Source organism: Novosphingobium sp. PP1Y (assembly GCF_000253255.1).
Taxonomy (GTDB): domain Bacteria; phylum Pseudomonadota; class Alphaproteobacteria; order Sphingomonadales; family Sphingomonadaceae; genus Novosphingobium.
Genome location: NC_015580.1, coordinates 1,555,342 through 1,575,905, shown reverse-complemented (window position 1 = coordinate 1,575,905; position 20,564 = coordinate 1,555,342). Strand labels below are relative to the sequence as shown.

General features: G+C 61.2%; 22 protein-coding genes and 1 pseudogene. 10 read left to right on the top strand and 13 right to left on the bottom strand.

Annotated features, from left to right (window positions below):
* Positions 1-61: 61 nt before the first annotated feature.
* Positions 62-1,138, bottom strand: coding sequence for an IS5 family transposase (locus PP1Y_RS13570; protein ID WP_041558852.1), 1,077 nt, complete (start codon positions 1,136-1,138; stop codon positions 62-64).
* 591 nt (positions 1,139-1,729) lie between these two features.
* Here PP1Y_RS13570 and PP1Y_RS13565 point away from each other — a divergent pair.
* From PP1Y_RS13565 to PP1Y_RS26005, 5 genes are read left to right on the top strand one after another with little or no spacing between them, the layout of a single operon-like run.
* A complete protein-coding gene (locus PP1Y_RS13565) occupies positions 1,730-2,374 on the top strand; it encodes a S24 family peptidase (protein ID WP_007011047.1) in 645 nt (214 codons plus the stop codon).
* 11 nt (positions 2,375-2,385) lie between these two features.
* A complete protein-coding gene (locus tag PP1Y_RS13560) occupies positions 2,386-2,811 on the top strand; it encodes a thermonuclease family protein (protein WP_013832751.1) in 426 nt (141 codons plus the stop codon).
* On the top strand, positions 2,802-3,110 hold the full coding sequence (locus PP1Y_RS26360; RefSeq protein WP_041558851.1) for a DUF5818 domain-containing protein: 309 nt from the start codon (positions 2,802-2,804) through the stop codon (positions 3,108-3,110). Before PP1Y_RS13560 ends, PP1Y_RS26360 begins: the two co-directional genes overlap by 10 nt.
* Positions 3,110-3,307 carry a hypothetical protein gene (locus PP1Y_RS13550; protein ID WP_013832750.1) on the top strand — a complete coding sequence of 66 codons (198 nt, stop codon included), beginning with the start codon at positions 3,110-3,112 and terminating at the stop codon, positions 3,305-3,307. The genes PP1Y_RS26360 and PP1Y_RS13550 overlap by 1 nt, the downstream gene beginning before the upstream one ends.
* Positions 3,308-3,333: 26 nt before the next feature.
* Positions 3,334-3,684 carry a hypothetical protein gene (locus PP1Y_RS26005; protein ID WP_158511852.1) on the top strand — a complete coding sequence of 117 codons (351 nt, stop codon included), beginning with the start codon at positions 3,334-3,336 and terminating at the stop codon, positions 3,682-3,684.
* Here PP1Y_RS26005 and mobF read toward each other — a convergent pair.
* From mobF to PP1Y_RS13530, 3 genes are read right to left on the bottom strand one after another with little or no spacing between them, the layout of a single operon-like run.
* Positions 3,652-6,588, bottom strand: coding sequence for a MobF family relaxase (mobF, locus tag PP1Y_RS13540; protein WP_013832748.1), 2,937 nt, complete (start codon positions 6,586-6,588; stop codon positions 3,652-3,654). The two genes, PP1Y_RS26005 and mobF, sit on opposite strands and share 33 nt — an antisense overlap.
* A 37-nt stretch (positions 6,589-6,625) precedes the next feature.
* Positions 6,626-9,010, bottom strand: a complete 2,385-nt coding sequence (locus PP1Y_RS13535; RefSeq protein WP_013832747.1) for a type IV secretion system DNA-binding domain-containing protein — start codon at positions 9,008-9,010, stop codon at positions 6,626-6,628.
* Entirely contained in the window at positions 9,000-9,332 is a 333-nt protein-coding gene (locus PP1Y_RS13530) for a ribbon-helix-helix protein, CopG family (protein WP_013832746.1), read from the bottom strand. Before PP1Y_RS13530 ends, PP1Y_RS13535 begins: the two co-directional genes overlap by 11 nt.
* Before the next feature lie 441 nt (positions 9,333-9,773).
* Between PP1Y_RS13530 and PP1Y_RS13525 the strand changes: the two genes are divergently transcribed.
* Positions 9,774-9,968: a hypothetical protein gene (locus PP1Y_RS13525; protein ID WP_013832745.1), complete on the top strand. Its 195-nt coding sequence runs from the start codon at positions 9,774-9,776 to the stop codon at positions 9,966-9,968.
* Positions 9,969-10,070: 102 nt separating this feature from the next.
* Here the strand turns inward: PP1Y_RS13525 and PP1Y_RS13520 are convergent, their stop codons facing one another.
* Entirely contained in the window at positions 10,071-10,307 is a 237-nt protein-coding gene (locus tag PP1Y_RS13520; protein ID WP_013832744.1) for a hypothetical protein, read from the bottom strand.
* Positions 10,308-10,633: 326 nt separating this feature from the next.
* Between PP1Y_RS13520 and PP1Y_RS13515 the strand changes: the two genes are divergently transcribed.
* Complete coding sequence (locus PP1Y_RS13515; protein WP_041559310.1) at positions 10,634-10,864, top strand: DUF6437 family protein; 231 nt, start codon at positions 10,634-10,636, stop codon at positions 10,862-10,864.
* A 116-nt stretch (positions 10,865-10,980) separates the two neighbouring features.
* Here PP1Y_RS13515 and PP1Y_RS13510 read toward each other — a convergent pair whose 3' ends face one another.
* The 6 genes from PP1Y_RS13510 to PP1Y_RS26355 form a co-directional block, all read right to left on the bottom strand.
* On the bottom strand, positions 10,981-11,370 hold the full coding sequence (locus tag PP1Y_RS13510) for a single-stranded DNA-binding protein (RefSeq protein WP_041558850.1): 390 nt from the start codon (positions 11,368-11,370) through the stop codon (positions 10,981-10,983).
* Positions 11,371-11,668: 298 nt separating this feature from the next.
* The gene (locus PP1Y_RS13505) at positions 11,669-12,097 is read right to left on the bottom strand and encodes a hypothetical protein (protein ID WP_013832741.1); all 429 of its coding nucleotides are present in this window, start codon (positions 12,095-12,097) and stop codon (positions 11,669-11,671) included.
* Positions 12,098-12,107: 10 nt separating this feature from the next.
* Positions 12,108-12,545 carry a DUF6878 family protein gene (locus tag PP1Y_RS13500; RefSeq protein ID WP_013832740.1) on the bottom strand — a complete coding sequence of 146 codons (438 nt, stop codon included), beginning with the start codon at positions 12,543-12,545 and terminating at the stop codon, positions 12,108-12,110.
* Positions 12,546-12,662: 117 nt separating this feature from the next.
* Positions 12,663-13,616: a DUF2493 domain-containing protein gene (locus PP1Y_RS13495; RefSeq protein ID WP_013832739.1), complete on the bottom strand. Its 954-nt coding sequence runs from the start codon at positions 13,614-13,616 to the stop codon at positions 12,663-12,665.
* Between the two features lie 300 nt (positions 13,617-13,916).
* On the bottom strand, positions 13,917-14,339 hold the full coding sequence (locus PP1Y_RS13490; RefSeq protein WP_013832738.1) for a hypothetical protein: 423 nt from the start codon (positions 14,337-14,339) through the stop codon (positions 13,917-13,919).
* An 11-nt stretch (positions 14,340-14,350) separates the two neighbouring features.
* On the bottom strand, positions 14,351-14,923 hold the full coding sequence (locus tag PP1Y_RS26355) for a zincin-like metallopeptidase domain-containing protein (RefSeq protein WP_232512678.1): 573 nt from the start codon (positions 14,921-14,923) through the stop codon (positions 14,351-14,353).
* Here PP1Y_RS26355 and PP1Y_RS13480 point away from each other — a divergent pair.
* The 3 genes from PP1Y_RS13480 to PP1Y_RS13470 are packed head-to-tail and all read left to right on the top strand — an operon-like array spanning position 14,816 to position 17,666.
* A complete protein-coding gene (locus PP1Y_RS13480; RefSeq protein WP_013832736.1) occupies positions 14,816-15,748 on the top strand; it encodes a tyrosine-type recombinase/integrase in 933 nt (310 codons plus the stop codon). The genes PP1Y_RS26355 and PP1Y_RS13480 overlap by 108 nt on opposite strands.
* The gene (locus PP1Y_RS13475; protein WP_013832735.1) at positions 15,745-16,677 is read left to right on the top strand and encodes a tyrosine-type recombinase/integrase; all 933 of its coding nucleotides are present in this window, start codon (positions 15,745-15,747) and stop codon (positions 16,675-16,677) included. The genes PP1Y_RS13480 and PP1Y_RS13475 overlap by 4 nt, the downstream gene beginning before the upstream one ends.
* Positions 16,674-17,666 (top strand): tyrosine-type recombinase/integrase, encoded by a 993-nt coding sequence (locus PP1Y_RS13470; RefSeq protein ID WP_013832734.1) that lies wholly within the window; start codon positions 16,674-16,676, stop codon positions 17,664-17,666. Before PP1Y_RS13475 ends, PP1Y_RS13470 begins: the two co-directional genes overlap by 4 nt.
* 82 nt (positions 17,667-17,748) lie before the next feature.
* Here the strand turns inward: PP1Y_RS13470 and PP1Y_RS25355 are convergent.
* Positions 17,749-18,375, bottom strand: a pseudogene (locus tag PP1Y_RS25355) (ArdC family protein); the annotation flags it as partial.
* 155 nt (positions 18,376-18,530) lie between these two features.
* Complete coding sequence (locus tag PP1Y_RS13465) at positions 18,531-20,519, bottom strand: ParB/RepB/Spo0J family partition protein (protein WP_013832732.1); 1,989 nt, start codon at positions 20,517-20,519, stop codon at positions 18,531-18,533.
* Positions 20,520-20,564 lie beyond the last annotated feature (45 nt).

The window sequence follows — 20,564 nt, the reverse complement described above, 5'->3', positions numbered from 1 at the left end:
TGGCGTTATTTCGCCGCTTTGTGCCTTCGTTTTTCGGCGTTTTCGGGGATTTTGAGCGGACTCATCCCATCGCGGCCCGTCGTTCGTGGAAGATCAGGCGGTGCATATTGTAGGCGAGGTTGGCCAGCGTGATCCTGGCCTCGGCGCGCTTGATGCCGATGGTGCGGATGAACAGGCCCATGACCGCCTTCTGGTGCGCGAACACATGCTCGACGCGGGCGCGGACCTTCGATTTGGTGGCGTTGCCGCGCCGGATATGCTCGGGCATCGGTCTTCCTTTGGGCTTGCGGCGATGGATGCGGCTGACCCGGCCTTGCGCTTTCAGCCATTTCTCATTGGCCTGGCTGCGATAGGCGGTATCGGCCCAGACATCGGAGGCGGTGTTGTCCTTCGTCACCACGTCCCGCAGCATCCGCCCGTCGTAGCGGGCGCCATCGGTGGTCTTGCCCTTGCGTATGAAGCCGAAGGCGCGGCAGATCGACACGCTGCTCTTGTAGCCGAAGCTGGGGATCGCAATGTCCGGCTGCGGCCTGCCATCAGCTGTGGGTCTCGCCTTGGCGAACTTCAGCGTCCAGCGGGCATCGGTGTCCTTTTGCGCCGCCTTGGCCGGTTCCTCGGGCCAAATCTCGCTGGCCGCCTTGCCATCCTTGATCGCAGCCTTCTCGGCATCGGTGTTGCGCTGCTTGGGCGCGGCCACCAATGTCGCATCGACGATCTGCCCGCCCATCGGCAGATAGCCCCGTTCCTTGAGCTGCCGGTCGAAATCAGCGAACAGCATATCCAGAGCGCCCGCCTGGGTCAGCCGCTCCCGGAACAGCCGGATGGTGTTGGCATCGGGCGTCGGTGCGCCAAGGTCGAAGCCCAGGAAACGCAGCCAGCTCAGCCGATCGCGGATCAGATACTCCATTCGCGCATCGCTCACATTGTTCTGCGCTGCCAAGACCAGCACCTTGAGCATCGTCACCGGGTCATAGGGCGGACGTCCGCCCTTCGCCCCGTCCGAATAGCCCAGCGCCGCATCGAGCGTTGGTCGGAACGCCTCGAAATCCACCACCCGGCCCAGTACCTCCAGCGGATCGCCATGCGCCGACAACCGCTTCAAATGATCCGATAGCCCGAACAACCCCGCCTGCCGCATCCCCGCTTCCTTCCAGCGGCAAGTGAATCAGATCAGGCCTCGATTTGCGAGGGGTTTTTGGAGGTGCCCAGTTCTCGACACAACTACAGATATCTGATTAATTTCATAATATATAAGAGAGAATCAAATTCTATCTGCCGAAAATTATTAATATGTTCATGATTCACAAAATATTTAATACACAAATTTCAAAGAATATCTATATATTGTGGATATATATTATAGTATTGTTGTTACCTATAGGGTTGAATTAAAATTATATATTTTCCAATTTGCGTCCACAAATAAAGAACTTTGCATTAGATCTGGCCTTAACGATCATCCGAAATGAAATCATTGATGCGACGCCTCGTTTGCTGCCTCGGTCGGCGTCCTTCGCGAAGGTCCTGGACGAACCTAGGATCAGCTACCGCAGCCCTCCCAAATGTGCTCGCGCGCATTCCGGTACGCGCCAAATACGCTTCGATCTGGTCCAGGAGCTCCATCACATTCGACTCGCTTTCCGCTTGTGTTCTTGTTATGTTCTTATTAGGAAGGCTTCCTAGAGTCTAGGATCGAATTTCCTAGGCGAATGCGATAGGACCCGCAGCGATGGAAGATGCACGCAAAGCCCTGGACGATCTGATCCAGCAACGAGGGTGTAATTACTCCTCGATCTCCCGCCTTCTTGGACGCAACGCGGCCTACATCCAGCAATACATCCGTCGCGGCAGTCCCCGGCAGTTGGACGAGCAGGACCGCTCCGTGCTCGCCCGCTTCTTCGGAGTAGACGAGAAGATTCTCGGCGCTCCCGAGCGGCGATCTGGCCCGGTCGTCGAATTGGTCCATGTTCCGGTTCTCGATGTCGAAGCCTCGGCAGGGCACGGCGCTTTGGCAGAGATGGAATCCAAATGCGCCCAGTTCGGGTTCGACGAAAAGTGGCTGCGCCGTCTGACCGCAAGCAAGGCGACAAGCCTTTCGATCATCGCCGTGCACGGGGATTCGATGGAGCCAACGCTGCATGACGGCGATGAAGTCATGGTCGATCTCAACGATGGACAGTCGCGGCTGCGCGACGGGATCTATGTGCTGCGCATGGACGACATGCTCAGCGTCAAGCGGGTCGCAATCGAGCCGCAAGGCAAGCGGGTCTCGGTGCTCAGCGACAATCCGGCCTATCCCAGTTGGCGCGGACTGGAGAAGCGGACGATCAATATTGTCGGCCGCGTGCTTTGGTTCGGCCGCGCGCTTCGCTAGGTAGCTCGCCAATGATTGCCCTCCTCGCTGCCTCGATCGTCGCTGCCGGCCAGACCTTTACCTGCACACCCACGCATGTCTGGGATGGCGACGGGCCCATATGGTGCGCCGAAGGCCCCCATGTCCGCATCGCCGGGATCGCCGCGCGCGAAATGGACGGAACATGCAGGACCAACCAGCCCTGCCCCGACGCGTCGGCTATCGAAGCGCGCGACGCGCTCGTCGATCTTCTTGGCGGCCCTCGAGGGACCATCTCGACAGGGCACGTCGTGGTTCGTGGACCGAGATTGACATGCCGGTCGGAAGGTTCGGCAGGCGGCAACCGGACGGCTGCCTGGTGCCGACTGCCGAACGGAGCCGATCTCTCCTGCTCGATGATCCAGACACGCACAGTGCTGCGTTGGGATCGCTACTGGAAAGGGCCTGCATGCCGCTAGGCCCGGAACTCTGTCTGACAGGCCGTCTTTCCGAAGGCCCCTTCGGACTTGAACTGCATTCGGACGGCGGGGTGTGGGAGCTCGACACCGGGCGTGGAGCCCGTCGGTTGCTCGGACGCGAAGTGGCAGTCTGCGGACGCCGCGCCGGGTTCAACGAGCTCATCTGCGATCAGATCTGGCCAGCAGGACAACCCCGCCCTCCTCGCTCCAAATTCAATATTGAACTTCTCTTGGCGGGCAGTGTCGTGGGCTACGGTTTGATCGCGTTCTTCCTCGGCCTTGTTGGACGTCTCGGCTGATGCTGAGCGATTGGGAACTCTGGGCCTGTGCCAACCAGGTCCTGAAGACCCATGGCGATGATGCACCGCTTCATGTCGCCGAACAGATCGGCGCGCTCGCGCTGGCACAGGACGAGGCGGGTATCGCCACTTGGAAAGCCATCGCCAAACGCGTTGCAGAGCTGATGGGGAAGGATCGCGCGACGCGCCTGCAATAAGCCAGTATTACCTCAGCCACATCTCAATGCTGGTCGGCCATCGGCGAGAGATCGCCCGGAAAGAGAGTGGGCTGAGAGCTCCTGCCGGCATTCCCCTCTCCTTCGAACTCCAAACCCTGCATGCGTTCGACCAGGTGGCGCGCAAGATCGACACGAGCATTGCGTTGGGTTCGCGGGTCGTCAGCACCGAGCCCGACAAGCGTTGCTTCGGACGCAACCGCAAGCGCGACCTCGATGTGCGTAAACAGGATCTCATCGGCGATTCGGGACATGGTCGCCATGAGAACAAAAACAGAACTAACAGTCAACCGGTGCCATATGGACCCATGCGGATATACGCTGTGTCAGATCCCGATTTCGAAAGGCTTGGTGATTGAGCGATCGAGTTCGGGCGGCTCGCGAGCCGGTTCTTGCGAACGATCAGACGCCTTGCCCTTCGCCTGGCCCGTTGCTGCCGCATCGCGCAGCTGATTGACCGTTTCGAGCGCCGAGCGCTTCATTCCCGGATTGCGCTCAACAGCTGCTTCGAGCTTGCCCGCATTGTCGACAAACAGGGTCAGACCATCGCGCAGGCGGGTTATCGTCACCAGAAATGTCTGCTGATTGGCAAGATTGCGTTCGCGGCTATCCATGACGGCGATCCCGCGGTCGGAGGTCAGACCCTGCGCCATGTGCGCATTGAGCGCGTAGGCGAGATCAAGACGCTCGAGCATGGGATCGCCCAGCCCCAGCCGGTGTTCGGCGCCAAGCGACGTTTTCACCGCAACACCCTTCCCATCAACCGCCACGATGCGCGCCTGATCGGCGTTGAGCAGGCCGCGCTTATGATCGGTCGCGGTCCAGCGGATGCGGTCACCATCGTGAATTTCTAGTGGGCGAACCTCAAACAGACGCAGCGGATCCTGGTCACCTTGCGGTCGCATCTGGCCCGGCCGGAATTCAAAGCGCTTGCCCCGCTCGTTCTGCAGCATCACGCGTTCGCGGGTGGGATCGGTTTCGATCACTTCATAGCGGCCCTTCTGCAGCCCCTGCCCCCTTTGCCGGCGGTCGACTTCGAGCACCATGCCGGCCGCATAGCTGCGCGAATAGCGCATTTCCTCACGCGTCAGGTTGACGCGCGAAAGCACTTTGAGATCCAAGGAACCCGGCCCCAATTCGCCATTGGCCTTGAGCCCGGTCTGAACGGCTTCATTCACCTGTCCGCGCAAGTTGCGACCCGAAGCATAGATCGCGGTCACCTGACGCTCTGCAGGCGAAAGCGAAAGCCAGGCCGCCGCGGCATCGACGGCAGCTGAATTACTCGACGCGACAACATGCGGACCGAGATGGCGCAAGGCCTCATCGATATGTCCACCCTGCGCTGCATATTGAGCATCGCGCAGCGCCTGATCGCGGGCCCGGAGATTGGTGTTCATGGTGGCCGCTTCGACGCCTGCCTTCTGCATGACGTCGAAGGGTTTGCCGGCATCGACAGCGCCCAATTGCTTCCTGTCCCCAATGCTGGCGAAGCGGTCGAGCTGGAGCAGATTGGCGAGACGCACGAGCCTTTCCTTGTCGGCATTGCCGACCATCGAGGCTTCGTCGAGCAGCACCGTGGTGCCGCGCATAGACGCGCGAGCCTCGGCAAGCCTCGCCTGGTCTGCTCCTTCCAGAAGGTCCCGATGTTGGCGCAAGAAGCGCGCGACCGTCATCGACGGAATGCCGGTGTCACGTTCAAGCATCTGCACGAGCGTGTTCTGGACTGCGAGCCCGAGCACGGACCTGCCTTCCTCGCGCAAGATATCGGCAACGGGCTTGAGAACGGTACTCTTGCCAGCGCCCGCCACACCCTGAATGGCGACAATCCGGTTGTGCGAGGCGAGAAGCAGGCGCCCTGCCCCCTCCTGCCCAGGGTTCAAGGTCAGGCCATATTTGAGCTGAGAGAGCGCCTGTAGCCGCCCTCCGGCCACATCAGCTTCGACCACCGCATTCCCATGCCCCCGGCCACCTTCGACGGCCGCAATGATGCGCTGCTCGAGCCCGATTGCATCGCGGGTGGTGACAAGATTGCGATCTGCACCCTTGCCTTTTTGCAGGTGACCCTGGCGCAGCAATTGGTCGACGCGGTGTTCGATGTCGGAGAGCGTTGTGGGCAAGGCAAAGCCTAGCGCTGAGCGATATATCTCGGTCCGCGAGAAGGCCGCCTCGCGCTCGCCCAAGTGCCTGATCGCCGATGCGACCGCATGAACGGCCGCGATCTGCTCGGGCGTCCGGCGCCCCATGTCGCGAGGTACAAGCGGGTCGCCCTGACGTAGCCCCAGACGCTCCGCAAAGGTCGCAGCCAAAAGGCGCGCGCGCTGGCCGATCGATCGTACTGAATTTCCAATTCCGGAGACGGAGCCAATGTCGGTGGCGGCCCGTGCATTGGCCTGTGAAATGACAAGCCTCGGATCAAAGCCCAACTGTGCTGCTGCCTCGCGCCATTGGTTCACGAGAGCCTGGCGGTCTGCCACCGGCCCCTTGTCCGCCCGGGTCATCAATGTGGCTGCATCCAATGCGGCCGGACCTTTTGCCTCCATGGTCGAGTATGCCTCGAGAATCTCGGTGCGGCGCGAACTGAAGGCGTCACGCACGGGTTTTGGGACGCCCACCGCTTCGAAATTGCCATGCTTGCCGTATTCGCCAACCTGGTAGCCGAGCTTCTCTACGGCCAAGCGGAAGCGCGCCATGGTCATGGCATTGAGCAGCGTGTTGTGCTCCCAGATCTTGTCATTCCTCAGCGCTCGCCATTTGCCATCGGGTCCCTGGGTGACATTGGCAACCACCGCGTGCAAGTGCGCGTTAGGCTCCTGATTGCGGTTCGTATCGTGCTGGAAAAGCCCGATCACGAGATTGCGCGTCGCGACCACCCGTTCCTTGCCTCGGTCCTCCATGCGGGTTTCGGCTAGATTCTTCTCGGCCCAGGCCAGCGTCTCGCGGACGGCCGCGCCGTAGGCATCGAGGATACGTCTGTCGCCGCCGACGAGGGCAAGGATGGACCAGCTCTTGGGCATCGAAAATGTGAGATCGGTGCCGGCGCGATGCGCCCGGTTATCGCTCCCGACACGGCTGCCATCGGGCAGCTGGCCCTTGAGTACGGCCTCGAATTGCGAGGCTTCGATTCCGCCTCGCAGTCCAAGATTCTCCGCACCCTTGCCAAGCCATTGACCAGATCTCTCGGCATCAGCGCGGGTATAGTAATTGTCGGCGGCAAAGTAGTTGGCAGCGCCGCCAGCGGTGCGGACATTGGCTACAGAGAGCATCAGGTCTCACTCCGCCAGACGGCGTCTGCCTCGTGCATCACAGTTCAAAATCGCCGAGATCGGGACCCTCGTGCGATGGCTGATCCTGCTCGGGAACGCCGTCTTCGAGCATGAGCTTGCGGGCTTCTGCCTCTCGCTGGCGCTGGGCTGTCCGGTCGACGGCTTGCGGCTTATCCGAGGGCGGATTGGCCCGCGGCAAGTCGCTTCGGCGTCCCTCCTTCACGCTATTCGATGGATCCTTCTCATCGGGATGATCGCCTTTGCGGAGCGCCGCATTCTTCGGCAGCAGCGGACGGGAGTTACGCGGCATTGCCTTGCGCTCTTCGGGCGACGATTTTCGCGGATGACCGGACTTACCTGACACCTTCCTGGTGTCGTCGGGAATGTCCTTCTCCACCCGTTTCGCGGCCTGCTGGCGTGATTGCTTGGCATCGACCTCGTCAGCCGGCTCAAGGGGAAGGGTACCTTGCTTCGGGACGACAGGCTTGCCCGCCCCGTCATCGTTCGACGAGGGATGTTCGCTCTGACTTGCGGGCGGATTGGCAGCCGTCTCGTCGCCTTCACTCTTGCCCTCGACCTGCCGGATTGGCTCTCGATCCTTGGCCCGACCGACGAAAACATGTGCGATTCTTTCCCGGTCTATCGGCTTCAGACGGACCGGCGCCGCAGGAAAGCCGTCCGGGAATTTGATGAAGCCCGACAGGCGCGGGAGGTTCATCAATTGGTCGGGCAGCAGCAAAGGCTCGATATGCTTGCGCGGCGTCAGGCTGACGGCGTCGCGGGCATTGTTGTAACCATAGGTGTAGCCTTCTTCCATGTCGCGAACCTGGCGATGCCCGATGAAGTCGGAACACCAGGTGGCTGTCTCGCGGTCTGCCGTACCGAGGATCAATTTCGTCCGGGCAAGCGAGGCAAGCGTCATCGCCATGTTCTCACCGTAGACCTCCTTGAGCTTGGCATAGGCATGGATGCCGGTGACGATTGCACCGCCGAAATTGCGCGCCGTCTGCAGGCCTTTTTCGAGAGCGGGGAGCCGGTGGAGCGCGCCCAGCTCGTCGATGAAGAACCAGCATTTGAGGTCCTTGGTGCGGGGCATTGTCATCAGCGTATTCATCGCCGTATCGAGCCACAGCGTGAGCAGCTGCGCGCACACACTCATGTCGACGTAGCGCGCGGAGATGAAGACCATCGAGCCACTTTTCTTGGCGTTAGTGCCTTCGTCTTCATGGGCGCCCTCCTCGATCCAGTCTCGGACCGAAAAGCGGCGCCCGGAAGTGGGCAGGAGCTTCAGCGCCTTGGCGTTCACGTTGAACACTGCCCGGATCGATTCCGCCATACGCGCGGCTTCGGGAGCGGTCAGGGGATCGGCGATCGTGCCTCGCATCATTGCGTGGACCCGCGAGAGATCGGCAGTCATCAGTTCGCGGGCAAGCGCGGCATTGGTGCCCCGTCCTTCGGCCACCAGTTTGAGGCAGAATTCGACGAACAGCGCACGCGCCGCGATGACCCAGAACTGCGCCTCCCCGCCCCCATCATGGGGTACGAGGGCTTCCGCTGCCGCCCAGAATTCACCCTCGGTGCGGCATTCGTCGAAGAGACTCCATTGGGGACAGCGCGCGTCGAGCGGGTTCAGAATAATGTCCCGGTCGGCCTGGTAGAAGTGTTCGATGAAAGCGCCGGTGAGGTCGAAGACGACGCAGCACTGTCCCTTGGCGCGGGCTTCGGCAATCATGTCCGACATGGCGACTGTCTTGCCCATGCCGGTGGTCCCGATGAGCATGGCGTGGCTCTGTTCGAGCCGCCAGGGATAGACAACTGTCGCAAGATGCGAGGGCCGGTATGGAAATGCCGCCGACAGTTCCTTGGGCAAACACAGATGCCATTTCCAACCCATGGCGCTCGAAAGCTCTCGGGCGCGCTCGCGCTGGTTGTGCCCGCGCAGTTCATCGACCAGTTCCTGTAGCGTAACGAGCATGGCCCCGCGCTCATGCTTGCGCTCTTTCGAGCGACTGCCGAAGCGCGCTGCGAACCAGTAGAACAACACGAAGGCCGGCACGAGAAGCAAGGCCGAACGCACCAGAGCATCGCCCAGCAAGTCGAGCAGATGATCCCACGCACGGATCACCGGAGGATAGGCATCGAGCATGATGATGGGGATCTGGACGGTTCCTCCGAATCCCGTTTCGAGTGCGACCTGTTTGGCCGGATCGAACTCCATGAAGCCGTAGATGGCAGCATAAATTCGCATCCAGACGAGGTAGGCTTCGTGATCGCTCAGCCCTGCCGAAATGGTCCACCAGCTAGTCCAGGAAATGCCGATGGCGGCGATGATCAGCGGCCCCTTGAGGCCTGCTGCAAACATGAAGCTGAAGTGTCCGAGCAGCTGACTTCCGCGCGTGAAGTTGACGAGGTTACGCTTCATCGGAACCTCCCTCGCTGGCGTTTGCTGTGAACCCCAGTTCCTTGCATTTGCGCGCGTAGGCCTGATGGGCTCGCTCACGCAGACCGTGATCGGCATGCCCTGCGAGAAGGGCATCAACGCCGACCATCGTGAACACTGATTGACGGCTGATGCGGTCGACCGATGTTTCGAGCTTCGATGCAAGATCGTCATTTTCGCATGCCTGCGAAAGCAGCGACCGGATCCATTCGCTGACGCTGATATCGTGCCGCTTGGCTGCAGCACGAACCCGCTCAGCGAGCTCGACGGTGACATGTACTTGGAGAGATTTTGGCCGTGTCATGCACGGACTCCTTGTGGTCAGGAGCCCGGAACGCACTGCGAAAGGCGTGTACTGTCTAAATCGGAAACGAGAACATGTCAAGAACACTCGTAATGCGCAGGAATGCGCCATTCTTGGCTGTCGTCAATCGAATCCGATTGGTGAATTGGCGACTATTCATTTCTGCATGAGAAGCAGCCATTTTTGCCAAAATCCATCAACACACTGTCTTTACTATATTTTTTTCTACCTGCCGCCTGCGATTTGTCGCGTAGGGTGTGCTCTTCCGTCCCCAGCTTAGAAGGTAGATCCCAGTGTCATGACCTGCACGGGATCGACGGTTTTGAAATCCCAAGACCAAGGGATGAAGACGATGCCGCTCGATTGCCGATTGTGTTAAAGATCGATCGAGTCCGCCGGCAGGAAGAATGGTGTCGCGGGCATCCCACCGGGAGCATGGATATGGCGGACGTAACACTGAGCGCGACACCCAAAGGCAATGGTTTCCAGGCAACCGTTACCTATTCGAGCGGCGTGTCGATCAGTTCGGCAGAAGCCTTTCCGACGAAGGCCGAGGCCATTTCAGCAGCGGCAATGAAGGTACTCGACATGCCCGATCGGCTCGAGATATTCGATGCGTCGGACGCCGAGGACTGATGCTGCAGGGAATGCTCGCGCGATACATACGAGAGCGACAATACGGGACCCGAGCAAAAAGAAAGGAGGAAGCCCTGACGGACTTCCTCCTTGTTTGTGGCATCAGAATTCATCGCTCAGCTTTCCGGGCACAGTGTCGATGACCCGGTCCAGCATGGCCTTGGGCAGTGCGCCGTAATCGCCCTCATCGACCGCGATGTAACCAGCCTCACCATCGGTCAGGACATATTGGGTGAAGTAGCTGTGAAGGGACCGGGCATGAGCCTTGTCGAGTGCGGCAACGAAAGCTGCCTGATCTGCCTGGAATGAACCCTGCGCGATGTTCAGTGAAGCGTACATGATCTTTCCTCCTGATGTTCGATGCGTCGCATCAGGAGCTGCGAGGATGTGGGTGACGGGCCGGGTCAGGGACCGCGCATAGCGCGGCCGCGAAGCGGCGATGGGGGAAACGATTTTTGCCGGGCTTGCCCGGTAAAAATGGTGGGGCCCCGTCGTCCTTGACGCGGCCCCAAAGCCCGCATCACACTTGGACTTTCTGCGAGAGAGACCTCTCCAACGTCAGCGAGAAAAGCACTGGCATCGCGGCAAAAACCGTTTTCCTACATGGCCCCATGCTGGCACTGTCCCGCGTGGAGGGGACCAACGGCCAGCGAAAGGACAATCTCATGGCCAGGTCCAAACCGAGCGCGCGCAATGCGCTCAAGAAGCTGCGCGAGCAGCGCGAAGAACTCGATGCACAGGAGGCCAGGCTCCGTGATGAAGCAGCCAGCGAACTGGGCAAGGTTCTTCTCGAATGCGGAGCCGAGACTATCGAACCTGCGCAACTGAAGCAGCTCATCCGCGCATCGCTCACCATCGGGATCGACGATGCTCTCAAAAGGCTCTCCCCCGCCTGACACTTCAACCGCGGCGGGGCGTGGGTTCGATGCCCCGCCCCGCCGTTCACGACAGCAAGCACAAAAAAGGCCCCGATGGCGCGAACCATCGGAGCCTTGTCATATGCGGGAAGCACTCAGTCCTCATCGATGTCGGGCGCACCTTCATTGTTCGACGTCCGGCCCTTGGTGAGGAAGTCCACCTTGTCGGCGATGATCTCGCAGCCGTAGCGCTTGGTGCCGTCCTGGTCTTCCCACTGCGTATAGTGGATGCGCCCCTCGACCGTCACGAGCTGGCCCTTGGTGCAGTACTTGGCGACGTTCTGGCCGAGACCGTTGAAGCAGGTCACGCGGTGGAATTCGCTGTCCTTGGCAGTGTAGCCGTTTTCGTCCTTGTAGGTCTTGCCGTCCTTGCGGGCGGGACGGTCGGTGACGACCGAGATCGAGGTGATGTTGGTGCCGCCCTGGGTGGTGCGGGTTTCGGGGTCGCGGGCGATGCGGCCAACGAGGATAACGAGATTGGTCATGGTCTTTCTCCTGATCGAGCATTCCGGGTCCATCCCGGCTGCAAACCCGACTAGGAAGCGGCCACGGCGAAGCGCACTGAAGGGAAACCTCGATCTGGTTCGGGTGGTGCGGGCAGCCGGGCGCAGCCCGGCAACTCGGCCGGACCTGATCGGGGTTGCGCGTCTCGACGGGGATGCTTCAGGAAAGGTTTGCTTACAGGCCGGGTTGGTCCCGAGTGCCTTGCACAGGCCAAGCCATGACTTTTCGCGTTAACGGGCTGCGACGTACCCCCTGACCTTGCCCACCTCGAAGGCTACATCATATCTCGACAACGAAAGCTCCTCCCGAAGCGGGCGGAAGACCACCTGAAAACGCACTGCCAGCACCAGTCTCCACAGTACCAAGAGGCATAGGCTCGTCCAAACGATGACCCCGCAACATCCAGTCTTGGGGCGTGATTAGGCGCCCCCAATCCGCAAAGGAAGGAATCGTACCCAAGTCCTCGCGGACGTGCTGCTCGCCTACAAGGCGAACGGGCACGACACGGCTGTCGGCGTTGACGATAGTAGGCCCGAACAGCGTCTCGAGCATGAAGATGCCTTCGGCATGGTGCCGGAGGGCCCGGTGCCGCGGATCAGCAAAGATCGCCTTCGACTGGTCAAACCATTGGTGGAGCGGCAGGTAATCTTCTACCACCCCTCCCCATTTCCGGACCGACGACAGGGCGTGATAATAGCAATGAGCCATCGCACTTCTCCTAGAGATCAGTCGAATGGTCGTCGGTCGCCGTGTAACGTAGCTGGCAGTCCAGAACGAAACTCGGCGTAGCCACGTCGATGAACAGTTCGCCGCAGGCGCCATCATTGATTTCCCATCCGGGATGATGGCGTTCGAGAGCAAGGTAAGTCAGTTGCTCGAGGGCGGAATTGAGGCTCTGGTCGTCGCCTTCTCCAGCACAGTCGATCGTCACTTCGGGACACGGAACACTCGCCCCGCCGGCGTCAGAGAAGACGCATTCTTCGACCGCACCGCTGTCGCCGCACCCATCGAAGCGGATTTCTACGCGGGCAATTTCGGCATTCCGCAGCGGGGCAATGATAGCTGCCTTGAGCCGTTGGATTTCGCTTTGTGCCTGCGCCGCGCGTTCGGCCTGGCGGACAGCAAAGTCCGCCATGATTGCCTGAAAATCAGTCATGAGATTTCTCCTGCAATGTGCGGGCAAGAACCGATCGTCTTGCCCACGATATCAGGCGATCTCTTTCCTCTGACGGGCTGCGCCAGCGCCGATGGCGCTGGCGCGATGCCGGACGCATCAGTCGGTATCCCGAGCCGCGCGCTTGGGAGAAGTTCCAAGCGGACCGCGGCGATCGACGACGGTAATCCGACGGGATTTCGCTTCGATGACGAGGCGCTCCAGGACCCCGTTTCCGGGAAAGGCGACGACATAACGGGGGTCAAGCGAGAGCATACGCTCGTTGCGCTTGAAGCCTGCGCGTGCCCCCAGGCGCATGTCGAGGGAGAAGCTGATTTGCGGAATGTTGCGTCGTTCCGCCCATGAAGATGCCAGACGGTCAACGCCCTTGGTATCACCGCCGTGGACAAGAACCATGTCAGGAACCCGGTCGTGAACCTTGTCCAGAGTAGCCCAGACGTTGTTGGCGAAAGTGAGAGCGTCCTGCTCGTTTGGATGGCGTGTGCGGCCACCGGCAAATATCACCGGCGTACCTTCTGGCATGGCGGCGCGGCGCTTGGCTTCGGACCGGGCTCGGATGAACTCGCGCCCCTCGACAAGCGCGGAAGTCAGCATGGCGCTGTGATTGAAGCGCGAACTCGACACGGGCTTCCACGAGGAGCCGAATTCGTTGAGATAGAGGGCAGCGGCCACTTCGCGCATCTCTTCGAGAGCGATCATGGCCCCTTCGGCACACTGCGCACGCTCAACCTGGGTCTCGAGTTCATGGGTATGAATTTCGGATCCATCGGCAGTAGCCAGGAGCGCTCGGACTTCGTCGGTTGCGCGGTCGACTGCGGTCGATTTGCGGGTCGCGGAACGGTGAAAGATGTTGACGAACGCCCAGCCGAGGTCCTCGGCATCGGCCTCCAGCGCAGTCCCAGAGACCATCGCAAATAGATCGGACCAGACAGCTTCGAGAGTCTGGACGACTGCATCGTGGACCGGAAAATCATTGGTGGAAACCGGGGCAGGACCAATCGAAAAGCCGGAAAGATCGAGGCCGGCAAGTTGGTCAGAAAATGATGAGTGCATGGGTATTGTCCTCCTGACAGGCGTGAGGCTGACGCACCCGCTCATGGCTGCGCCAGCGAGAGCCCGTCAGGGCCAGCTTGAGGCAGTCTCCGCACCCGACAGGGGAAACCCGCTTGGGCAGGCTGGCGCGGGCAGGCCAACGGCCCACAGGGCCGGGCCAACTCGGGCCTGCGCAAGCCGGGTTGCGGAAGACTGGCGGCTGGCCCAGGGCCTTTCTCGCATGGCTTCAGACCATGAGTGCAAAAGCAAGCTTCGTCAGGGAGGGCAGGCACCTCGCCACGGTCAAAGTGACTGGCGCATTCAGGCCACCCGTTTTGCGTAAACGCCTTCACCGTTCGACATGTGACCGAGGCAGACGTAGTCGCCGAACAACGCATCAAAACGCGAGGCGATCTGGGACAGCCAACGTTGTGCTCTGGGCGATCTGGCCGTGCGCCAATCGGCATCCCAATAGGCGCCATCGTCACGCTCGATGATCCATACCGCAGCCAGGCCGGCGTAAACCGACACGCCGAAATCTGCATAGGCATTGCGCATGAGGATGCGGTCTTCGCGGCCTCGCCAACCGTCGTGCGCGATCAGAGAAGGGAATGCCTGCCCTGCGCGCTCGCGCAGATCTTCGCGGAGCCACTCATATTCGAAGTCCCAGTCGTCGTCGTTTTCGACTTCGAGCATCGTGAAGGCCACGATGGCCCCGCTGGGGTAGCTAACCGATCGGCCCATGACATCCTCCTTCAGGCGGCCAACGCAGCGTCGGCAGACGCTTCGTCGGTATCATCGGCAGAGATCCGCCCTCCGAGTTTGAGCAGAAGCCTTGATGCTTCCTCAGCCTTCGCGGCAGCGGTGAGAATGGCACGGTCATCTTGCTTCAGGAGCTTGAGCCAGTGCTCGATGTAGCTCGCATGGCTATCGAGGTGGGTGACTGGCAGACCGAGTTCAGCGCCAAGCATGGCGCTCGAAAGTTCGGCGATGAGTTCCTCGGCGGCGTAAGCTGCAGAACCAAATCGATTCTTGAGATTGCGGTCGAGGCGGCTGGCATGGCCGGTCCAATGGGTCTTATGCCGATATCGGCATAAGACCCATAATGCCGTGACCCGGATTATGCCGCATTGTGCTGAGGATGCGCGGTTAGCGGCATGATCATGCGCTGCCTGTTCGGCATAATAATCGTGGCTCCACCAACATGGAGCATCACGATCATGACCGACATACTGACCGAGGCGGCGACCGCGAGAGCGGTGCTGCTCGCCAACTTCGAAGACTATCTCGTCAAGCAGCGCGGGTTGAGCGCACGAACGATCTATCACACGCTGCGGTTCGCCAACCGCTTCCTCGATCATCGCTTCGGCGACGGCGCGATCAGCCTCGCGGACCTTCGACCCGCCGATGTCATTAGCTTTATCGAGCATGTTCTGGCGGCGGGACGCCGCGACAAGACGGTTGCGACGCATGTTCGTATCTTCCTCCAATATCTGTTCGGCTGTGGAGCGACGGCCACCAATCTGGCGCTGAGCCTTCCTAACGCGGCCAAACGCTGGGACGCCCGGCTCCCCCGGCATCTGTCGCCGGATGGTGTCGAGGCGGTGCTCGCTTCGGCGCGGAGCAATCCGCGATACGGTGCCCGCGACTACGCGATGCTGCTGATCATGGCGCGGCTCGGCCTGCGCGCGGTCGAGGTTATCGCGATCCAACTGGACGATATTGACTGGCGCGCTGGCGAACTGACCGTGCGCGGCAAAGGCCAGTTGCATGACCGGATGCCGATCACGCCGGAGGTCGGCGACGCGCTGAGTGCCTATCTGCGCGAGGAACGTGGCCCGGCGATCTGCCGCACCCTGTTCGTCACGCAGCGCGCGCCATATCGTCCGTTCAAGGACGGACAGATCGTCAACGCGATCCTCAAGGATGCATTGAAGGCAACCGGACAGAAGCCGGTGACGCCCTATGTAGGATCGCACCTGCTGCGTCATAGCCTTGCGACCCAGTTGGTGAACGCGGGTGCGTCACTCGATGAGGTCGGCGATGTGTTGCGGCATCGCTCGCGCTCCTCGACCATGGTATATGCCCGGCTCGATATCGACGGGTTGCGGTCCATCGTGATGCCTTGGCCGGTGGCGGGAGGCGCGCAATGAGCCTCACACCCTATCTCGACCGCTATCTGGGCGTTCGCCGAAACCTCGGTTATGATCTGCGCACGAGCGAGCGCATCCTGCGCCGCTTCACGCGCTACGCCGATGCCGAAGGCGCTACCTATATCGACACGGCGCTGTTCCTGCGCTGGCACGCGACGCTGACGGCGGCGAACAGCTCGACCCGGGCCACGAGGCTGCGCGTCGTGCGGCTGTTTGCCCAATGGCTGAGCGGCTTCGATCCGGGACACGAAGTGCCGCCGCAAGGACTGCTGCCCGACTCTTCGAACCGGTCTCGCCCGCACATCTACAGCCGCGACGAAATCGCTGCTATTGTCGCAGCGGCCAGCGAACTGCCATCGATCTATGGCCTTCGCGGCCTCACCTGCTCGACGCTGTTCGGGCTGATCGCAGTGACCGGCCTGCGGATCAGCGAGGCGCTGGCGCTCGACCGGGACGATCTTGATCATGATGTGCTGCGTGTCCGGCGCGGAAAGCTTGGCCGCGAGCGACTGCTGCCGCTCGATCCGAGCGTGGTGGTGCAGTTGGTCGCCTATCTTGCCGAGCGGGATCGGCTGATCGGCCACGCCGCGAAGCCGCTGTTTGTGACCGATAAGGCGACGCGGCTCACCGACTGCTCTGCCCGCTACAACTTTGCGCAAGTCTGCCAGCGGATCGGCTTGCGGTCCCCGCAGCGCTATTGTCGGCATGGCCGGGGGCCGCGCATCCACGATCTGCGTCACACCTTCGCGGTGCGCACGATGATCGACTGGTACCGCACCGGCAAAGACCCAGCGCGAGAGATGATCCGGCTGACGACCTATCTGGGCCATAGCGATCCCTCCAACACATATTGGTATCTGGAGGCGGTGCCGGAACTGCTCGATCTGGCGATGGCGCGCGCCACTGGTGATGGGGAGGCAGCACGATGACCGCTGCCACTTTGCCCACGCTGATCCAGCGCTTCTTCACTGACCGGCTGTGCGTTCAGATGGAAGCGAGCCGCCACACGGTTGCGGGTTACCGCGACACGTTCCGCCTGCTGCTCCGATATGCGAGTACTCGGCTTGGCATGCCGCCGGTCAAACTGACGGTCGAAGATATCGACGCCGATCTGGTCGCAGACTTTCTCGTCCATACCGAGACGGCGCGGGGCAACAGCGCGCGCAGCCGCAACACCCGGCTTGCCGCTATCCGGTCGTTCTTCCGCTTCGTTGCGATGACCGATCCGGCCTTGCTGCTGCACTGCCAGCGCATCCTCGCCATGCCCAACAAGCGCTATGTGAAGCGAGCAGTCACCTTCCTTGATACGGACGAGATCGCGGCGTTGCTGGCAGCGCCGGATCGCACGACATGGGCGGGACGGCGTGACCATGCGCTGCTCTTGCTCGCGGTCCAGACTGGCCTGCGGGCATCCGAACTGGTCGGTCTCACATGCGGCGATGTGGTGCTGGGCACTGGCGCGCACATTCGCTGCATGGGCAAGGGCCGGAAGGAGCGCGCCACACCGCTTCGCCGTGATACGGCGAAACTGCTGGCAGCGTGGATCGGCAACGACACAGAGGAGAGCAGGCCGCTGTTCCCCTCGATCCGAGGCGATCGGTTGAGCCGAGATGCGCTCGAACATCTGGTCCGCAAGCACTGTCTGACGGCTGCGCGGACATGCCTCAGCATCGGCGCGAAGCGGGTTACGCCACATACGCTGCGCCACAGCAACGCGATGGACCTGCTGCATCACGGTGTTGATCCAGCGGTGATCGCACTCTGGCTTGGTCACGAAAACGTCGAGACCACCCAGATCTACATCCACGCCGACATGCGGATGAAAGAAAAGGCGCTTGCCCGCGTCGCTGCTCCGCCCACGCCGTCAGGCCGGTTCCGGCCCGACGATCAACTCCTCGCATTCCTGGAAGGACTTTGATTATGCCGAACCGCCGCGCAGCCGAACGCCAGAAAACCAACGAAAACCAGAGGCCGCACGGCATAATCCGGGTTACGGCATTATGCGACAGCTCGTGCGCGAGCGTCGCGTAATAGTGGTCGAAGCCCGAGAAGAGATGCGCGGGCGGCATTGTCACCCGGTCAGCCACTGGCTCATAATAGGCTTCGTCGCCCTGATGACGCAGGACGGCCGGAATACTGGCAAAGAATGAGTCGAGTTCAGCCTGACGGCCCTTGGGCTCCACCACCTCAAGCGTCGCGGCGGGATGGAAACGTTCCGGAAGACCTTCGACCTGATCGGCATTGAAAACCGGATAGGCCTTCAACACACGACGACTTTCGTCGGTTTTTTCGCCGGTGTGGGGGGCTTCGACTTCCTTGGTGTAGCTCTTGTAGAAGATGGCGATGGTGGATTTTTCGCCCTTGCGCACCTGTGCGCCCAGTTCTTTGGCCTGATTGTAGGTCATCCAGAACGGCGAGGCGTAACCGCACATATCGGCAACCATCCAGAGCCAGAATACATTCATGCCGCGATAAGGGATGCCGCACGCCCGCAATGGGCGCGAGACTGGCACACCGCGCCATGGCTTGATCCACGGTTTCGTGCCGGACTCGAGGCGGGCGATGATTTCCTGGGTGATACGGGTAGCAGGCGACACTCCGCCGCTTTGTCCCTTGCGATAGGCCATGTTGGATCTCCTGAAATGGCCTGACGACAGTTCCGTCGGTCAGTGCCGGAGATCCCGGAGCCCCCTCCGCTCTCTTTCCATGAAGGAAGCGGCCCCCCGGCATGTGCCGGAGGACCGCTTCACGTTGGCGAGCAGCCGTTCCTGTCAGGAGGAGGTCAGGCGGCCAGCTCGCTCGGGGGCTGATTGTCGTCGTTGGCGACGAAATCCGCGTCGGGACTTTGCGCTTCGTTATCGGCAGGAATTTCCGGCTGGTCGGCAAAACGCATGACTTCGGGTACCCAGGCGAGGGCTCTTTCCCGAACTTCGACCTCGGTGATGTAGGTCCCCGCGAAGACGCGCTCGGCGCTCATCGCAAGATCGCCCTTTTTCACCGATGCGAAGCGCGAGGACAGTTCCAGGCCGCCGACATCGGTGAGCGCATCGAGGATGACCTGCTTCGAGACTCGGTCGAAGTAGTTTGCCGCGGTCGGACGCCACCATTGCGCCATATCGATGCCGATCGCGCTGCCCAGATGATCCTGGAATGCGATTTGGCGTTCGCCTGGCATGTTGAGGCTCGCCTCGAGTGTGCGAGCGACGACAAAGCCGAGCCATGCTGCGCGGCTTTCATCAGCGAGTGTCCGAAACATCTTGAAGCGCGACGAAGCGTCTTCGCCAGATCGCCAGCTCTCATCGAGACAAGAGCGCAGGTCAGCAAGGGATGCACTTGCCGGCGCATCCTTCGCTTCGAACCCGACAATCGGACCCGCAGGGACGCCGCCACGCAGGGTCGTGGCCGCGCGTGACCGCCAGTCGTGGGTGTCGGCATCCGCGAGGGTGAAGACCATGATGTCGAGCGAAAGGCCGGGATCCGATGCCACGTGGAGCGCGAGCACGTCACGACGTTGCATCGCAAGTTCGTCGACCAGACGCTTGGAAAGCGCTGCACGGCGTTTGCCATCACTGAAGACACTCGCCACGACTTCGACGACATCGTCGTCACCAACGACTTCGATATCGCGCTCGCCGTAGAAAACCGGCTGGAGGACCGGTGTGCCGTCGCGCGAGAGAACGAGGATCATTCCGGCATCGGCCTTCAGTTCGGGCGCCAGCTCCGGGGGCTTTGCCCGAATGTCCTGGCATTCGCGTTCGATCGCTTCGATCGTCGCCTCAGCCGCAGCAATTGCTTCTTCGGCGCTGTCTTCGTCCTCGAGAATGGCCGCATGCTCGTCGTAGGAAGCATCGAGTTCGTCAAGGCGGGCCAGTTCGGCGTCAGTCAACGGAGCCGGCTCGGCCGGAAGGCGTATGAGGCCTTCGACGAGATCGTGACTGGCATAGGCGTCAAGCGTAGGCTTGACCCAGGCAAGACCCTGCTCTGCTGCGAGCGCCTTGGCACGCCTTTCCATCTCCTCCGAGGCGAGGGTTTCCAGAAGCGCGACATCAACCCAGGACTCGCTGTCATCGTCGTCGAAGAGTTCGCGTTCGATCCGGCCACCTGCAGCGGTATATGCGTCGCGACCGACAAGACGGGCCCGAGCATCGCTGCCGCGAACCATGCCGGAGAGCACCATGCGCCGGATACTGTCGGCGCTGGGCGCATAATAGCCCGAGGACGCCTGTTCGTAGACGCGAGCCTGAATTTCCTGGTCGGAGGTCGCGCCGAAAGCTTTGGCGAGATCGAGAGTGATTTCGCCGGATGCCAGAGCATCGAAGACGACAGGCGCGAGGGTCGCGAGACGCAGACGGCCTTCGACAAAGCGGACCGTCAGCCCGAAGCGGCGCGCGACATCTTCCGTCGAGGCACCAGCATCAATGAGGGCAGCGAACGCCTGCGCTTCGTCGGCCGGGTTCATCGCAAGGCGATGGAAGTTTTCGGCCAGACTCGTTTCGACTGCGGTTTCCGCATCGTCCTCAAGCACGAGGCAGGTAACCTCGTAGCCCTTCGGCAGGACTTTCTCTTCGGTAAGCGCCAGCAAGGCGCACCGGCGGCGCTCTCCGGCCTCGACCTCGAATTTTCCGCGAGAGGCAGGCCGAACGATGAGGTTCTGCAACAAGCCATGGGCTGCAATGCTCGCTTTCAGTTCGGCATCTGCAGCTGGGTCACCGTGGCGGCGCACGTTACGTGGGGACTGGACTAACTTGGTCAGCAGAATCGACTTGATCATGGGACTTACTCCTGATTGCGAGCTCAAGCATCGACCTTCGACGCT

Coding starts and splice junctions, on each gene's coding strand:
- PP1Y_RS13570 (WP_041558852.1), bottom strand. CDS start 1,138: ATGCGGCAGGCGGGGTTGTTCGGGCTATCGGATCATTTGAAGCGGTTG.
- PP1Y_RS13565 (WP_007011047.1), top strand. CDS start 1,730: ATGGAAGATGCACGCAAAGCCCTGGACGATCTGATCCAGCAACGAGGG.
- PP1Y_RS13560 (WP_013832751.1), top strand. CDS start 2,386: ATGATTGCCCTCCTCGCTGCCTCGATCGTCGCTGCCGGCCAGACCTTT.
- PP1Y_RS26360 (WP_041558851.1), top strand. CDS start 2,802: ATGCCGCTAGGCCCGGAACTCTGTCTGACAGGCCGTCTTTCCGAAGGC.
- PP1Y_RS13550 (WP_013832750.1), top strand. CDS start 3,110: ATGCTGAGCGATTGGGAACTCTGGGCCTGTGCCAACCAGGTCCTGAAG.
- PP1Y_RS26005 (WP_158511852.1), top strand. CDS start 3,334: ATGCTGGTCGGCCATCGGCGAGAGATCGCCCGGAAAGAGAGTGGGCTG.
- mobF (WP_013832748.1), bottom strand. CDS start 6,588: ATGCTCTCTGTAGCCAATGTCCGCACCGCTGGCGGCGCTGCCAACTAC.
- PP1Y_RS13535 (WP_013832747.1), bottom strand. CDS start 9,010: ATGAAGCGTAACCTCGTCAACTTCACGCGCGGAAGTCAGCTGCTCGGA.
- PP1Y_RS13530 (WP_013832746.1), bottom strand. CDS start 9,332: ATGACACGGCCAAAATCTCTCCAAGTACATGTCACCGTCGAGCTCGCT.
- PP1Y_RS13525 (WP_013832745.1), top strand. CDS start 9,774: ATGGCGGACGTAACACTGAGCGCGACACCCAAAGGCAATGGTTTCCAG.
- PP1Y_RS13520 (WP_013832744.1), bottom strand. CDS start 10,307: ATGTACGCTTCACTGAACATCGCGCAGGGTTCATTCCAGGCAGATCAG.
- PP1Y_RS13515 (WP_041559310.1), top strand. CDS start 10,634: ATGGCCAGGTCCAAACCGAGCGCGCGCAATGCGCTCAAGAAGCTGCGC.
- PP1Y_RS13510 (WP_041558850.1), bottom strand. CDS start 11,370: ATGACCAATCTCGTTATCCTCGTTGGCCGCATCGCCCGCGACCCCGAA.
- PP1Y_RS13505 (WP_013832741.1), bottom strand. CDS start 12,097: ATGGCTCATTGCTATTATCACGCCCTGTCGTCGGTCCGGAAATGGGGA.
- PP1Y_RS13500 (WP_013832740.1), bottom strand. CDS start 12,545: ATGACTGATTTTCAGGCAATCATGGCGGACTTTGCTGTCCGCCAGGCC.
- PP1Y_RS13495 (WP_013832739.1), bottom strand. CDS start 13,616: ATGCACTCATCATTTTCTGACCAACTTGCCGGCCTCGATCTTTCCGGC.
- PP1Y_RS13490 (WP_013832738.1), bottom strand. CDS start 14,339: ATGGGCCGATCGGTTAGCTACCCCAGCGGGGCCATCGTGGCCTTCACG.
- PP1Y_RS13480 (WP_013832736.1), top strand. CDS start 14,816: ATGACCGACATACTGACCGAGGCGGCGACCGCGAGAGCGGTGCTGCTC.
- PP1Y_RS13475 (WP_013832735.1), top strand. CDS start 15,745: ATGAGCCTCACACCCTATCTCGACCGCTATCTGGGCGTTCGCCGAAAC.
- PP1Y_RS13470 (WP_013832734.1), top strand. CDS start 16,674: ATGACCGCTGCCACTTTGCCCACGCTGATCCAGCGCTTCTTCACTGAC.
- PP1Y_RS13465 (WP_013832732.1), bottom strand. CDS start 20,519: ATGATCAAGTCGATTCTGCTGACCAAGTTAGTCCAGTCCCCACGTAAC.